Genomic DNA, 14,861 nt, shown 5'->3' with positions numbered 1-14,861 from the left:
GGATCTACTCTGTCCTTAAAGCATTCGTTCCAGGCCGACTGACGTGGCGAACCAGGCATTGAACCGGCGCCACCAACTGCCGGGTTCATCGGTCAGTGTGTGCAATTGGCCGTTATCTTCGGTCACCCACACCACTTGCCCGTCCTGCAGTTTCGCCTGGTAGCTCAAGGCCGGTGCCATGCCTTGCAACGCCAGGTTGCGAACGTGCTCCGCCAGTTCGGGGCTGTCCACCAGCACGCCGACTTCGGTGTTCCACAGCACTGAACGTGGGTCGAAGTTGAATGAGCCGATAAACGACTTCTCCCGATCAAAGATCATCGCCTTGCTGTGCAGGCTGGAGTCCGAGCCGTGGAAGGCGCCTCGGCGAAACAAGTGCGGGCCGCTGCCGGCGCTGGGGTCGCCGGGTTGGCGGCGCAGCTCATAAAGTTTTACGCCGTGCTCCAGCAGCGCCTTGCGATACGGCGCATAGCCGCCGTGCACGGCCGGTACGTCGGTGGCCTCCAGTGAGTTGGTCAGCAGGCTCACCGACACCCCCGCATCGGCGCGGCCGGTCAGGTACACCAGCCCAGGCTGGCCGGGCACGAAGTACGCCGAAATCATGATCAGCTCATGGTTGACGCCTTCCAGCTCCGGCGCCAGTTGGGTGGTGAGCAGCAAGCGCGGGTCGGGGTCGGCCTTGGCCAGCACCTTGCTCGGCGCGTCCCACAACGCCTGGTTCCAGGCCCAGATCAGCTCGCGGCGCCAGATGTCCATGCGCGGCTGGGTCTGGTAGGTGCGCAAGCGGTTATACAGGGTGTGATTCTGCTGGCGTGATTCGGCCAGCGAGTCGTGCAGGCGCACACGTGCGGCGGCCAGGTCGCGTTTGGACGGGGCGTTGGAGACGAAGTCATCAATCGGCTTGCTCAGCGCGCTGTTCCAGTACTGATCAAAACTGTGGCCGAGCTGCTCAGCCACCGGGCCGACGCTGAGCATGTCGATATCGGTGAAGTTCAGGTTGGGCTCGGCGTCGAAATACTCGTCGCCCAGGTTGCGCCCGCCGACAATCGCCACGCTGTTGTCCGCCAGCCACAGCTTGTTGTGCATGCGCCGGTGTTGCAGCGACAGGTTGAACAATCGGCCCATGGCCCGCGTCACGCCGGTGCTGCGGCCCAGGTGCAGCGGGTTGAACAGGCGGATTTCAATCTGTGGGTGGGCGGCGAGGGTGGCGATGATCTGGTCGAGGCCATCGCTGGTGGTGTCGTCCAGCAGGATGCGCACGCGCACGCCACGGTCGGCGGCCTTGAGCAGTTCATCCACCAGCATGCGCGTGCTGATGCCGTCGTGGACGATGTAGTACTGCAGGTCGAGGCTGCTTTGGGCGTTACGGATCAGTTCGGCGCGGGCCATGAAGGCTTCACTGCTGTTGGGCAGCAGGCGAAAGCCTGAGCGGCCCTGATACGGCGCCGCCTGCGCCTGGATCGAGCGGCCGAACGACGATTGGGCGGCGGGCAGGGCGTCGCTGGGCACGCGCGGCGTATCGACCGTAGCGCAGCCGCCCAGGGCCAGGGCGCCCAGCAGGAAAAACGGTAAAAGCCGTCGAGTCATCAAGGGCGCTGCTTCCAGGTCAGGGCGGTTGGGCATATGACGGCCAATTCCGGCGAAAGGTCAGTCTGACGCCTCGGCAAGCATCTTGATCGCGGCGGCGCCGACCTTGCGCACCGCTTCTTCGATCTGCGCGGTTGGCTTGGCAGCGTAGTTCATGCGCAGGCAGTTACGGTACTTGCCGGAAGCGGAAAAAATGCTGCCCACCGCCACCTGTACGCCTTGTTCCACTAGCACGCGGTTGAGCTTGAGGGTGTCGAAGCCTTCTGGCAGCTCTATCCACAGCATGAAGCTGCCCTGGGGCCGACTGGCGCGTGTGCCTGCCGGGAAATAGCGGCTGACCCAGTCGAGCATCAGGTCGCGATTGCGCTGGTATTGGGTGCGCATCCGCCGCAAATGTGGCTCGAAGTGGCCGTTTTTGAGGAATTCGGCGATGGCGATCTGTGGTTGGGTCGCAGTGGAACCGGTGCTGATGTATTTCATGTGCAGCACCCGCTCCAGGTATCGCCCGGGCGCAACCCAGCCGATACGCAAGCCAGGCGCCAGGGTTTTCGAGAACGAGCTGCACAGCAGCACGCGGCCGTCCTCGTCGAAGGATTTGATCGTGCGTGGGCGTGGGTAGCTGTAGGCCAACTCGCCATACACATCGTCTTCGATGATCGCCACGTCAAAGCGCTGGGCCAGGGTCAGCAACGCGCGTTTGCGCGCCTCCGGCATGATGTATCCCAAGGGGTTATTGCAGTTGGGCGTCAGCTGGATGACCTTGATCGGCCACTGTTCCAGGGCAAGCTCCAGTGCTTCGAGGCTGATGCCGGTGACCGGGTCCGTCGGGATTTCCAAGGCTTTCATGCCCAGGCCCTTGAGGGTCTGCATGGCGCCATGGAAGCTCGGCGAGTCCACGGCAACGATATCGCCCGGCTCGCAAATGGCGTGGATGCTGGCGGACAGCGCCTCATGGCAACCCGTGGTGATCACGATGTCTTCGGCCGTCAGTTGGCAGCCGGAATCCAATGACAGTCGCGCAATCTGTTCGCGTAATTCCATACAGCCGAGGATGTTGTCGTAATACAGCCCCGGCAGATCCTGGCGGCGACTCACCCGTGCAAGGCTGCGCAGCAAGGGTTTCAGGGTCGGCGACAATACATCCGGCATGCCCCGGCCCATCTGTATGACGTCTTTGCGGGGCACCGCGCGAATCAGTTCCAGCACCTGATCCCACTGGGAAATCTCCACCGGGCGCTGGGCCGGGCGGCCTACCTCGGGCAGCGCCGGCAGCTCGCGCCCAACGGGTACAAAGTAGCCGGACTTGGGCTTGGGCATTGCCAGGCCGTTGTCTTCCAGCAAGCGATAGGCTTGTTGCACGGTGCTCAGGCTGACCCCGTGTTCCACGCTCAAGGCTCGTACAGAGGGCAAACGATCGCCGGGGCGGTAGAAGCCCTGTTCGATGCGAGTGCCCAGCAATTCGGCGAGGTTGACGTAAAGGGTCATGGCGGTCACTCCCGAGGGACCAGTACAGATACCGGGAAAATACAGGATTCAGGCACCCTTGGGCAGCATCTGTATGGATTTAATAAAGATGGGTTGAATCTGTAATGGTTTGGCGTGCGCGCTCACTCTAGTCACTCATGGCAACAAGCAAATGAGGGGCAGCAAAATGAGCGGCATAAGCGATGTGCGTCTGATGCTACACAGTCAGGAGTTGCAGGCAGGGCAGGAGCGGGGGACGGCGCCGCGCGATATCAGCCGATGGAGCCTGTTCTGGCACCGCCGCCACACGCGCAAAGCCTTGCTGCATTTGACCCGCGAGCAACTGCGCGACGTTGGGCTGACCGCCGAACAAGCGCGCCAGGAAGGCCTGAAACCGTTCTGGCGCGATTGATCAGATCAGCTCTTTGAACCGGTGCCAGAGCATCCCCAGCGCCAGCAGCGGCGAACGCAAATGTTTACCGCCGGGGAAGGTGATGTGCGGCACCTGGGCGAACAAATCGAAACGGCCCTGCTGCTGGCCGCTGATCGCCTCGGCCAGCAGCTTGCCGGCCAGGTGCGTGGCGTTGAGGCCGTGGCCGGCGTAGGCCTGGGCGTAATACACGTTAGGCTGGTCGGCCAGCCGGCCAATCTGCGGCAGGCGGTTGGCGCCGATGCCGATCATGCCGCCCCACTGGTAGTCGATCTTCACGTCGGCCAGTTGTGGAAACACCTTGAGCATCTTCGGGCGCATATAGGCGCCGATGTCCTGAGGGTCGCGTCCGGAATAGTGGCAGGCACCGCCAAACAACAGACGGCGGTCGGCGGATAACCGGAAGTAATCCACCGTCACCCGCTGATCACACACAGCCATGTTCTGCGGCAACAGGTTGGCGGCTTGTGCTTCGCTCAACGGCTCGGTGGCGATGATGTAACTGCCGGCGGGCAGCACTTTGCCGCTCAGGTGTGGGTTCAGGCCATTGAGGTAAGCGTTACAGGCCAGCACCAGGGTCTTGGCGCGCACATTGCCAAGGGCGGTGTGCACGTTGACCTCGGGGCCGTAGTCGATGCGCGTCACTTCGGACTGCTCGAACAGCTTCACGCCCAACTGCTGCGCGGCGGCGGCTTCACCGAGGGCCAGGTTCAGCGGGTGCAGGTGGCCGGAGCCCATGTCGATCATGCCGCCCACGTAGCGGTCAGAGCCGACCACGCTGCTCATCTCGCTGGCTTGCAGCAGGCGCACTTCATGGCGATAGCCGAGGCTGCGCAATTCTTCGGCGTCCTCGGCCAGGTCGTGCAGATGCTGAGGTTTGTTCGCCAGGTCGCAATAGCCCCACGTCAGGTCGCAGGGGATCTGATAGCGCTCGACGCGTTCGCGCACGATCTCCACGGCTTCCAGGCCCATCAGCTTCATCTGGCGTACGCCGTCGCTGCCGATCACATTGGCGAACTGGTCCAGGCCATGGCCGACGCCACGAATCAGCTGGCCGCCATTACGGCCACTGGCGCCCCAGCCGATTTTGCGCGCCTCCAGCAACACCACGCTAAAACCGCGCTCGGCCAGCTCCAGCGCCGTGTTAAGCCCGGAATAACCACCGCCAATCACGCACACATCGACGCTGACTTCGCCCGCCAACGCCGGGCAGTCGGGTTGTGGGACGCTGCTGGCGGCGTAGTAGGAAGCGGTGTGCCGGGCGCTGGCGGTCATGGGGAGCATCCCTGTTTGGAAAATTTGACGCAGGATACAGCGGTCGGACGAAGCTGTCTGCGCAGGGCGTTTTGCGTCAGAATCAACGCCTATTCGCCGTTCGGTACGTGTTTCGATGAGTTGCAACAGCCAGAAAATCAGCGCGCTGCGCCGACAGATTCCTTCGTTCGAGTGCGTCCCCGGCTGCCACGACTGCTGTGGGCCGGTGACCACATCGCCCGAAGAAATGTCGCGACTGCCACGTAAGACCGCTGCTGAGCAGGACGCGGCCATGGACGAGCTGAACTGCGTACACCTCGGGCCAAATGGCTGCACGGTGTATGACGAGCGGCCGTTGATCTGTCGGTTGTTTGGTACCACCAAGACCTTGCCGTGCCCCAATGGGCGGGGGCCGGTGGAGCTGATTCATCCGCGAGTAGAAAAGCAGATCCATGAATACATGGCGAGCACCCGGCAGGTGCTGGTCTAGCGGATGTACTCGGGCAAAAGGTGGGCGCAGGCAAGCCAGCTCCCACCTTTGATCGCGGCGTATCCGTTAATCCGGGATCGGCAGGTTCAGGCTCTCTTTCACCTCTTCCATCACGATATAACTCTTGGATTCCCGCACATGGGGCAACTTGAGCAAGATATCGCCCAGCAATTTGCGGTACGAGGCCATCTCGGAAATCCGCGCTTTCACCAAGTAGTCGAAGTCGCCTGACACCAGGTGGCACTCCAGCACATGCGGCAGTTTCAACACCGCACGGCGGAACTCTTCAAAAGTGTCGCCGGACTTGTAATCGAGGCTGATCTCGACAAATACCAGCAAACTCCCCTTCAAATGCTGCGGGTTGAGCCGCGCGTTGTAGCCCATGATGATCCCTTCGCGCTCCAGGCGACGCACACGCTCGGTGCACGGCGTGGTCGACAGCCCGACTTTTTCACCCAGCTCCGTGAACGAAATACGCCCGTCGGTTTGCAGGATGCGCAGGATATTGCGGTCGATCTTGTCCAGCTCCCGCTTGGTCTGGGTGTTGGTACGCATAGGGGATACGCCTCTGTGAAAAGGGTTTTTGCCGAGAATTGTCGCCAAATATAGGCATTTATATAGTGAAATGCACTGGTCATTGTTTTTTACACTGCGCTCATCATTGCTCGAATAACACACGTCAGCGGCTAAGCCCGTGATGAGGATATAAAAATGCGCGTTCTGGTCTTGGGTAGCGGCGTCATTGGGGTGACCAGTGCCTACTATTTGGCGCGGGCCGGCTTCGAAGTCGTTGTGGTCGACCGTCAGCCTGCTGCTGCCATGGAAACCAGTTTCGCCAACGCCGGCCAAGTGTCTCCAGGGTATGCCTCGCCATGGGCCGCGCCGGGCGTGCCGCTCAAGGCGATCAAGTGGTTGCTGCAACGCCACGCCCCGCTGGCGATCAAGGCCACCACCGATATCGATCAATACCTGTGGATGGCGCAGATGCTGCGCAACTGCACGGCCAGCCGCTATGCGGTGAACAAGGAACGCATGGTCCGCCTGTCCGAGTACAGCCGCGACTGCCTCGACGAGCTGCGCGCTGAAACCGGCATTGCCTACGAAGGCCGCAGCCTCGGTACGACTCAACTGTTCCGCACCCAGGCCCAACTGGATGGCGCGGCCAAAGACATCGCCGTGCTGAAAGAATCCGGCGTGCCGTTCGAGTTGCTCGACCGGGCCGGTATCGCCCGCGTTGAGCCAGCATTGGCCAGTGTCACCGACATCCTCGCTGGCGCCCTGCGCCTGCCGAATGACCAGACGGGCGACTGCCAGATGTTCACCACGCGCCTGGTGGAGATGTGCAAACAGCTGGGCGTGGAATTTCGCTTCGATCAGGACATCCAGCGCCTCGACTACGCAGGCGACCGTATCAACGGCGTGTGGGTCGACGGCAAGCTGGAAACCGCCGACCGCTACGTGCTGGCTCTGGGCAGCTACTCGCCGAAACTGCTCAAGCCGCTGGGGATCAAGGCGCCGGTGTACCCGCTCAAGGGTTACTCGCTGACCGTGCCGATCACCAACCCGGCGATGGCGCCGACTTCGACCATTCTCGACGAGACCTACAAGGTCGCGATCACCCGTTTCGACAACCGCATCCGCGTCGGCGGCATGGCTGAAATAGCCGGTTTTGACCTGTCGCTTAACCCGCGTCGACGCGAAACCCTGGAGATGATCGTCAACGACCTTTATCCTCAGGGCGGCGATTTGACCGAAGCCACGTTCTGGACCGGCCTGCGCCCGACCACACCCGACGGCACGCCGATTGTCGGTGCCACGCCCTTCAAGAACCTGTTCCTGAATACCGGCCACGGCACGCTCGGCTGGACCATGGCCTGTGGCTCTGGTCGTTTGTTGGCCGACCTGATGGCTTCGAGGACGCCACAGATCAGCGCCGAAGGCCTCGATATTTCCCGTTACGGCAACCACCAGGAGTCCGCAAAACATGTCCATCCAGCGCCAGCTCACCAATGAGCGCATGAGCCAGATCGTTGTTCACAGCGGTACCGTGTATCTGGCAGGGCAAGTCGGCGACGACATGAGTGCCGGGATTGAACAGCAGACCCGTGAAACCCTGGCCAATATCGAGCGTCTGCTGGACTTGGCCGGCACCGACAAAACCAAGTTGCTGTCGGTGACGATCTACCTGAAAGACATCGACGCCGACTTCGCCGGTATGAACGCGGTGTGGGACAAGTGGCTGCCTAAAGGCGTCGCCCCGGCCCGTGCCACGGTCGAAGCCAAGCTGTGCGAACCGGAAATTCTGGTAGAGCTGTCCGTCGTGGCCGCGCTGCCTTAAACCCAGATCCCTCTCCCGGCGCCGACGTTGTTGGTCGGTGCCGGTTTTTCTTCACTCTGCCGCCTAGAAGCCTGCCGCCATGCGTCCTGCCCGTGCCCTGATCGACCTCCAAGCCCTGCGCCACAACTACCAATTGGCCCGTGAAGTCACGGGGGCCAAGGCCCTCGCCGTGGTCAAGGCCGATGCCTATGGCCATGGCGCCGTGCGCGTGGCCCAGGCGCTCGAAGCCGAAGCCGACGGGTTTGCCGTGGCGTGCATCGAAGAGGCGTTGGAACTGCGGGCCGCCGGGATTCGCGCGCCGGTACTGCTGCTGGAAGGTTTCTTCGAAGCCGACGAGCTGCCTCTGATCATCGAGCATGATGTGTGGTGCGTGGTGCATTCGCTGTGGCAGTTGGACGCGATCGAGCAAGCCCGGCTGAGCAAGCCGCTGACTATCTGGCTCAAGCTGGATTCGGGCATGCACCGTGTTGGCCTGCACCCCAAGGATTACCACGAGGCTTATCAGCGCCTGCTGGCCAGCGGTAAAGTGGCAAAAATCGTATTGATGAGCCACTTCGCCCGCGCCGACGAGCTCGACTGTGTACGTAGCAATGAACAAGTCGAAGTATTTGAGGCGGCGCGCCAAGGCTTGTCGGCGGAAGTCAGCCTGCGCAACTCGCCGTCGGTGATGGGTTGGCCGAGCATGTCCAGCGACTGGGTGCGCCCGGGCATCATGCTCTACGGCGCCACGCCGTTTGGTGAAGACCAGGCCATCGCCGCGCGTTTGCAGCCGGTGATGACCCTGGAGTCCAAAGTCATCTGCGTGCGGGAACTGCCGGCCGGTGAGCCGGTGGGCTACGGCGCCAAGTTCATCACGCCAAAGCCGATGCGCATTGGCGTGGTTGCCATGGGCTATGCCGACGGTTACCCACGCCACGCGCCGACCGGCACGCCGGTGCTGGTGGCGGGGCAGCGCAGCCAATTGCTGGGCCGCGTGTCCATGGACATGCTGTGTGTCGACCTGACCGACGTGCCCCAGGCCGGGCTTGGCTCCACGGTAGAGCTGTGGGGCAAAAATATCCTCGCCAGTGACGTCGCGGCTGCCGCCGAGACCATTCCCTACCAGATCTTCTGCAACCTGCGCCGCGTGCCAAGGCTCTATTCCGGGGTTTGAACGCCGCCGACGAGTGGGGCCGGCCAGGATTTAGGTCCAAGTGTTGTAAATACTGAACGCTGTCGCCATGATAACGCTCAATTACAACAACGCCTGAATCCTAGGAGGCTCCCGCATTGGACGTCGGCGAACGACTGCAATCCATCCGTAAACTGAAGGGTCTTTCCCAGCGCGAGCTCGCCAAGCGCGCGGGTGTCACCAACAGCACCATTTCGATGATCGAAAAAAACAGTGTCAGCCCCTCGATCAGCTCCTTGCGCAAGGTGCTGGGCGGCATCCCCATGTCCATGGTCGAGTTCTTTTCCGAGGAGATCCTCCAGGAAAAACCGACCCAAATCGTCTATAAAGCCAATGAGCTGATCGACATCTCTGACGGCGCCGTCACCATGAAACTGGTCGGTCGCGCGCACCCGAGCCGGGCGATTGCGTTTCTCAATGAGATTTACCCGCCGGGCGCCGACACCGGCGAAGAAATGCTCACCCACGAAGGTGAAGAAACCGGGATTCTGGTGGAAGGTCGCCTTGAATTAGTGGTCGGTATTGAAACTTTTGTGCTCGAAGCCGGCGATAGCTACTACTTTGAAAGCACCAAGCCGCATCGTTTTCGCAACCCGTTCGATGTGCCGGCGCGACTAATCAGCGCAGCCACACCCGCGAACTTTTAACAAAAGAGGCGTCCTGCCAGCGTTGCAGAGGCATCCGAGCAGTATTCCGTATGACTGAATCTCCCTTTAGTTAATAGGGTTGTTTCAGCCGGACGGGCTAACCGTTATACTTTCGCCGCCTGCGAAACCGTGGCCGCAGGCGTGAATAGCCACCATTGAGGGTGAACGCGTGAACCTAATTATGAAAATGCTGGCTGCACCAGCAACCGTACTGGCCCTATGGGCTGTCAGCGCCCAAGCTGCGACCAATGATGAAATTGCCAAGCGCCTGGAGCCTGTCGGCCAAGTCTGTGTTCAGGGCCAGGAATGCAAAGGCATGGAAGTGGCGGTGGCAGTCGGTGGCGGCGGCGGTGCAAAAACGCCGGATGACGTAGTCGCCAAGCACTGCAACGCATGCCACGGCACCGGCCTGCTGAATGCTCCGAAGATCGGTGATACCGCTGCCTGGAAGGAGCGGTTAGGTCATTTGGATACTGTATTGGCGGAGCTCAAAATTGAGGATCCGCAGAAAGGGACCAAGGGGTTGGCCCAGGTCGCCAAGCATGGCTTGAACGCTATGCCTCCGATGGGGACTTGTGCTGACTGCAGCCTTGAGGACCTTGAGGGTGCGATCAAGAAGATGTCAGGGCTGTAAATTGCCGATCTTCGCCAAAAAGCCGCTGACCAGCGGCTTTTTTGTGCTTGGGATTTGTACTTAGAGGCTGTTCATTGCAGCAAAGACCCGGCAAGCTCGGTCCAACCCCTAATCATGGAATGTTCAGGAGGGTCGGATGGTGCAGTTGTGTTCAATCGAGCAAGCAGTTGACGACGTACTGGCGCGTTTGCCCGCGCATATCCACATGGGCATGCCCCTTGGCTTGGGCAAGCCCAACCTGTTCGTCAACGCGCTGTACCGGCGCATCGCTACGTTGCCGGAGCGGGCGCTGACGATCTACACCGCGCTGGCCTTGGGCCGCCCAACCATGGGCGATGGTTTGCAAAAACGCTTTCTCGAACCCTTTATCGAGCGGGTGTTCGGTGATTACCCTGAACTGGATTTTCTCGCTGACCTGCACAAGGACAGCCTGCCGAACAACATCCGCGTGCAGCAGTTCTTCATGCAGCCCGGCAGCCTGCTTCACAGCGCATCGGCGCAGCAGGATTACGTCAGCAGCAATTACAGCCATGCCGCCCGCGACATCAACGCCGCTGGCCTCAATCTGGTGGCGCAGCTGGTGGCCAGCAGCACTGAGCATCCTGATCGCCTGAGCCTGAGCTGCAATCCCGATATCACCCTCGACCTGCTGCCCATGATCGAGAAGCGCCGCCAAGCTGGCGAAACCATCCTGATCGTTGGCCAAGTTCACAGCGATTTACCCTACATGCCCGGCGATGCCGAACTGGGCATGGATGCGTTCGACTACCTGATCGACGAAAAGGACAGCACCACGTTGTTCTCCACACCGAACATGCCCGTGGGTTTTCAGGACCACTTTATCGGTCTGCATGCCAGTACCTTGGTGCGCGATGGCGGCACCTTGCAGATCGGCATCGGCTCCATGGGCGATGCGCTGACCGCCGCCTTGCTGGCGCGTCAGGCCGATAACGACGCCTATCGGCTGCTGTTGACCGACCTCGATGTGTACCAATGGGCGCCGCTGATCAGCCATGAAGGCGGCGTCGCGCCGTTCGCCCATGGCTTGTACGGTTGCAGCGAAATGTTCGTCAACGGCCTGCTGGTACTGGCCGATGCCGGGATTATCCGTCGCAAGGTCTACCCGGATGTGGCGACTCAGGAGCAAGCCAACGCCGGCACCCTGGACGATGCGGCGCAGCCCGACGGCGTCTCGATTCACGGTGGCTTCTTCCTCGGGCCGCGCAGTTTTTACCAGCGCTTGCAGGAAATGACTCACGCCAAGCGCCTGGAATTCAACATGACCCGCATCAGCTACATCAACGAGCTCTACGGTCAGGAAGAGCTCAAGCGCCTGCAGCGCCTGGACGCGCGGTTTATCAACAGCGCGATCGTGGTGACGCTGCTCGGTGCAGGTGTGGCGGATCAGCTGGAAGGTGGCCGTGTGCTCAGCGGCGTCGGTGGGCAGTACAACTTTGTTGCCCAGGGCCATGCCCTGGAAGGCGCGCGTTCGATCCTGATCCTGCGCAGTTGGCGCGAGTCGGCGGGGGAGGTCAGTTCCACTATTGTCTGGGAATACGGCCACTGCACCATTCCTCGTCACCTGCGCGATATCGTCATCACCGAGTACGGGATTGCCGATTTGCGTGGGCAGACGGATGCCAAAGTGATTGAGGCGCTGCTGAATATCACCGACTCCAGGTTCCAGGGCGATTTGATCGAACAGGCGCAGAAGGCCGGCAAGTTGCCCAAGGATTTCCAGCTGGACCCGCGCTTTGCTGACAACACGCCGCAGCGGCTCCAGGATATTCAGGCGCGGCATCGCCGTTTGTTTCCGGAGTATCCGTTGGGCACCGATTTCACGGATGAGGAAAAGGATCTGTTGCGGGCGCTGAACTGGCTCAAGAGCAAATTTAAGCTGACGGAGATTCTGGAGCTGGGCAAGGCGGCGCTGGACGCACCGGAGCCGCAGGTGTTTCCCAAGCATCTGGAGCGGATGCGGTTGGATAAGCCGGACGGGCTGAAAGAGGATCTTTACCAGCGTTTGCTGCTCGCCGGCCTGCAGGCCACCGCGCACTGACAGGCACCACAAATCAAATGTGGGAGCTGGCTTGCCTGCGATAGCGAGGTGTCAGGCGACAGAGATGTCGACTGTCGGGCCCTCATCGCAGGCAAGCCAGCTCCCACATTTTGACTTGTGCCCACCCCAATTATTTGGGGTGTTATCGATTACTCGATAAAGGTCACAACGCCGCCAGCCAGCGACTTCACCCGTGCCAGCGACTCAACCCGATAACCCTGCGCATCCAGCTCCGCACGGCCACCCTGGAACGACTTCTCGATCACAATCCCCAAGCCCGCGACAGTCGCGCCGGCTTGCTTGATGATCGAGATCAGCGCCTGGGACGCCTTGCCGTTGGCCAGGAAGTCATCGATCACCAGCACGCGGTCGCTGCTGGTCAGGTGGCGCGGGGAGATCGCCACGGTGCTTTCGACCTTCTTGGTGAAGGAATACACGGTCGCCGACAGCAGGTTTTCCGTCAGCGTCAGGGATTGCTGCTTGCGGGCAAAAATCACCGGTACGCCAAGGTTCAGGCCAGTCATGATCGCCGGCGCGATGCCCGAGGCTTCGATGGTGACGATCTTGGTGATGCCCGAGTCCTTGAACCGCTCGGCGAATTCGTCGCCGATCAGTTTCATCAGCGCCGGGTCGATCTGGTGGTTCAAAAAGGCGTCGACCTTGAGTACCTGATCGGAAAGCACGATGCCTTCTTCGCGAATTTTCTTGTGCAGTGCTTCCACGGAAAGCTTCCTCTAATGGCGCGGTGTGCGCCGAAAGTAGATTAAAAAGTAGTCGATTCTAGCGCTTTAACATCGCGCGTATATCCGCCAAGGCGGTGTTGCCGCGAACGGCCTTCACCTCGGTCGGGGTGTCGTCATTGCCTTCCCAGGCCAGGTCGTCCGGCGGTAGCTCGTCAAGGAACCGGCTGGGGGCACAATCGATGATTTCGCCGTATTGCTTGCGCTTGGCGGCAAAGGTGAAGGCCAGCGTCTGACGTGCGCGGGTAATGCCCACGTAGGCCAGGCGCCGTTCTTCTTCGATGGTGTCGGCTTCGATGCTGGAACGGTGCGGGAGGATTTCCTCTTCCATGCCCATGATGAACACGTAGGGGAATTCCAAGCCCTTGGAGGCATGCAAGGTCATCATCTGCACGCCTTCGGCACCGTCTTCCTCTTCTTGCTGGCGCTCGAGCATGTCGCGCAGCACCAGCTTGCCGATGGCGTCTTCGACAGTCATCTCGCCTTCTTCGTCCTTCTCCAGCGTGTTTTTCAACGCTTCGATCAGGAACCAGACGTTGCCCATGCGGTAATCGGCGGCTTTGTCGCTGGAACTGTTGGTGCGCAGCCAGTTTTCATAGTCGATGTCCATGACCATGCTGCGCAGCGCGCTGATCGGGTCTTCGCCGGCGCACTGCTCGCGCACCTTGTCCATGAAGCGTTTGAAGCGCGACAGGCGGTCGGTGAAGCGCGTGTCCAGGTGTTCGCCCAGGCCGATTTCGTCGGTGGCGGCGTACATCGAGATCTTGCGTTCGGTGGCGTAGTTACCGAGCTTTTCCAGGGTGGTGGAGCCGATCTCCCGACGCGGCACGTTGATCACGCGCAGGAAGGCGTTGTCGTCGTCCGGGTTCACGATCAGACGGAAGTAGGCCATCAGGTCTTTTACTTCCTGGCGTCCGAAAAAGCTGTTGCCACCCGAAAGCCGATAGGGAATCTGGTGGTGCTGCAGCTTCAGCTCGATCAGCTTGGCCTGGTAGTTGCCGCGATACAGGATCGCAAAGTCGCTGTAGGGGCGATCGGTACGCAGGTGCAGCGTCAGCAATTCGACGGCTACGCGCTCGGCTTCGGCGTCTTCGTTGCGGCAGCGGATCACGCGAATCTCGTCGCCATGGCCCATCTCGCTCCACAGTTGTTTTTCAAACTCGTGGGGGTTGTTGGAGATGAGCACGTTGGCGCAACGCAGGATGCGGCTGGTGGAGCGGTAGTTCTGCTCCAGCATCACCACTTTCAGGGACGGGTAGTCGTCCTTGAGCAGCATCAGGTTTTCCGGGCGCGCGCCACGCCAAGCGTAGATCGACTGGTCGTCGTCGCCTACCACGGTGAACTGGTTGCGCTTGCCGATCAGCATTTTCACCAGCAGGTATTGGCTGGCGTTGGTGTCCTGGTACTCGTCCACCAGCAGGTAGCGGACTTTGTTCTGCCATTTTTCGAGGATGTCGGCGTGTTCCTCGAACAGTTTCACCGGCAGCAGGATCAGGTCGTCGAAGTCCACTGCGTTGAACGCCTTGAGCGTGCGCTGATAGTGGGTGTAGACAATGGCGGCGGTCTGTTCCTTGGGGTTGCGTGCGTTTTCCAGGGCCTGGGGCGGCAGGATCAGGTCGTTTTTCCAGGCGCCGATCATGTTCTTGATCTCATCTACGCCGTCGTCGCCTGCGTATTCCTTTTGCATGATGTCAGTCATCAGCGACTTCACATCGGTCTCATCGAAGATCGAGAAGCCCGGCTTGTAGCCCAGCCGCGCATGCTCCTTGCGGATGATGTTCAGGCCCAGGTTATGGAACGTGCACACCGTGAGGCCACGGCCTTCGCCGCCCTTGAGCAGCGTGCCGACACGCTCTTTCATTTCGCGCGCCGCCTTGTTGGTAAAGGTCATGGCGACGATGTACTGGGCGCGGATGCCGCAGTTCTGGATCAGGTGCGCGATCTTGCGGGTGATCACGCTGGTCTTGCCGGAGCCAGCACCGGCGAGCACCAATAGAGGGCCGCCGACGTAGTTCACGGCTTCTTGCTGCCGGGGATTGAGTCGGGACAT

14 protein-coding genes are annotated in these 14,861 nt (G+C 60.9%); 8 read left to right on the top strand and 6 right to left on the bottom strand.

Annotated elements, in window-relative coordinates; genetic code table 11:
- Window positions 1–15: 15 nt before the first annotated feature.
- Both KZH41_RS00070 and KZH41_RS00065 read right to left on the bottom strand, forming a co-directional pair.
- The gene (locus tag KZH41_RS00070) at window positions 16–1,584 is read right to left on the bottom strand and encodes a phospholipase D family protein (protein WP_094948833.1); all 1,569 of its coding nucleotides are present in this window, start codon (window positions 1,582–1,584) and stop codon (window positions 16–18) included.
- 60 nt (window positions 1,585–1,644) lie between these two features.
- Complete coding sequence (locus KZH41_RS00065; RefSeq protein ID WP_094948715.1) at window positions 1,645–3,069, bottom strand: PLP-dependent aminotransferase family protein; 1,425 nt, start codon at window positions 3,067–3,069, stop codon at window positions 1,645–1,647.
- Window positions 3,070–3,235: 166 nt separating this feature from the next.
- On the opposite strand from KZH41_RS00065, the gene KZH41_RS00060 reads away from it, so the two are divergent.
- Window positions 3,236–3,460 (top strand): DUF1127 domain-containing protein, encoded by a 225-nt coding sequence (locus KZH41_RS00060; protein ID WP_094948716.1) that lies wholly within the window; start codon window positions 3,236–3,238, stop codon window positions 3,458–3,460.
- Here KZH41_RS00060 and KZH41_RS00055 read toward each other — a convergent pair whose 3' ends face one another.
- Window positions 3,461–4,753, bottom strand: coding sequence for an NAD(P)/FAD-dependent oxidoreductase (locus KZH41_RS00055; protein WP_263274185.1), 1,293 nt, complete (start codon window positions 4,751–4,753; stop codon window positions 3,461–3,463).
- A gap of 115 nt (window positions 4,754–4,868) precedes the next feature.
- Here KZH41_RS00055 and KZH41_RS00050 point away from each other — a divergent pair, with 115 nt between their 5' ends.
- On the top strand, window positions 4,869–5,222 hold the full coding sequence (locus tag KZH41_RS00050) for a YkgJ family cysteine cluster protein (RefSeq protein WP_003176897.1): 354 nt from the start codon (window positions 4,869–4,871) through the stop codon (window positions 5,220–5,222).
- Between the two features lie 66 nt (window positions 5,223–5,288).
- Here the strand turns inward: KZH41_RS00050 and KZH41_RS00045 are convergent, their stop codons facing one another.
- Window positions 5,289–5,777, bottom strand: a complete 489-nt coding sequence (locus tag KZH41_RS00045; RefSeq protein WP_003176896.1) for an Lrp/AsnC ligand binding domain-containing protein — start codon at window positions 5,775–5,777, stop codon at window positions 5,289–5,291.
- A gap of 156 nt (window positions 5,778–5,933) precedes the next feature.
- Between KZH41_RS00045 and dadA the strand changes: the two genes are divergently transcribed.
- The 6 genes from dadA to KZH41_RS00015 all read left to right on the top strand — a co-directional run bounded on the left by dadA (window position 5,934) and on the right by KZH41_RS00015 (window position 12,071).
- Entirely contained in the window at window positions 5,934–7,235 is a 1,302-nt protein-coding gene (dadA, locus tag KZH41_RS00040) for a D-amino acid dehydrogenase (RefSeq protein WP_242153472.1), read from the top strand.
- Complete coding sequence (locus tag KZH41_RS00035; protein ID WP_034116404.1) at window positions 7,207–7,560, top strand: RidA family protein; 354 nt, start codon at window positions 7,207–7,209, stop codon at window positions 7,558–7,560. Before dadA ends, KZH41_RS00035 begins: the two co-directional genes overlap by 29 nt.
- Before the next feature lie 79 nt (window positions 7,561–7,639).
- On the top strand, window positions 7,640–8,713 hold the full coding sequence (alr, locus tag KZH41_RS00030) for an alanine racemase (RefSeq protein ID WP_263274184.1): 1,074 nt from the start codon (window positions 7,640–7,642) through the stop codon (window positions 8,711–8,713).
- A 116-nt stretch (window positions 8,714–8,829) separates the two neighbouring features.
- On the top strand, window positions 8,830–9,378 hold the full coding sequence (locus tag KZH41_RS00025; protein WP_094948720.1) for a cupin domain-containing protein: 549 nt from the start codon (window positions 8,830–8,832) through the stop codon (window positions 9,376–9,378).
- Window positions 9,379–9,559: 181 nt separating this feature from the next.
- Window positions 9,560–10,012, top strand: a complete 453-nt coding sequence (locus tag KZH41_RS00020) for a c-type cytochrome (protein ID WP_176462875.1) — start codon at window positions 9,560–9,562, stop codon at window positions 10,010–10,012.
- 136 nt (window positions 10,013–10,148) lie between these two features.
- Window positions 10,149–12,071, top strand: a complete 1,923-nt coding sequence (locus KZH41_RS00015) for an acetyl-CoA hydrolase/transferase C-terminal domain-containing protein (RefSeq protein ID WP_094948721.1) — start codon at window positions 10,149–10,151, stop codon at window positions 12,069–12,071.
- 149 nt (window positions 12,072–12,220) lie between these two features.
- Here KZH41_RS00015 and KZH41_RS00010 read toward each other — a convergent pair whose 3' ends face one another.
- Window positions 12,221–12,793, bottom strand: coding sequence for a xanthine phosphoribosyltransferase (locus KZH41_RS00010; RefSeq protein WP_094948722.1), 573 nt, complete (start codon window positions 12,791–12,793; stop codon window positions 12,221–12,223).
- 58 nt (window positions 12,794–12,851) lie between these two features.
- Entirely contained in the window at window positions 12,852–14,861 is a 2,010-nt protein-coding gene (gene rep, locus KZH41_RS00005; RefSeq protein WP_094948723.1) for a DNA helicase Rep, read from the bottom strand.

This window comes from Pseudomonas sp. YeP6b (assembly GCF_025642995.1).
Lineage (GTDB): Bacteria > Pseudomonadota > Gammaproteobacteria > Pseudomonadales > Pseudomonadaceae > Aquipseudomonas.
Note: the sequence above shows the minus strand (reverse complement) of the source record. Positions and strands in the feature narration are given on the sequence as shown.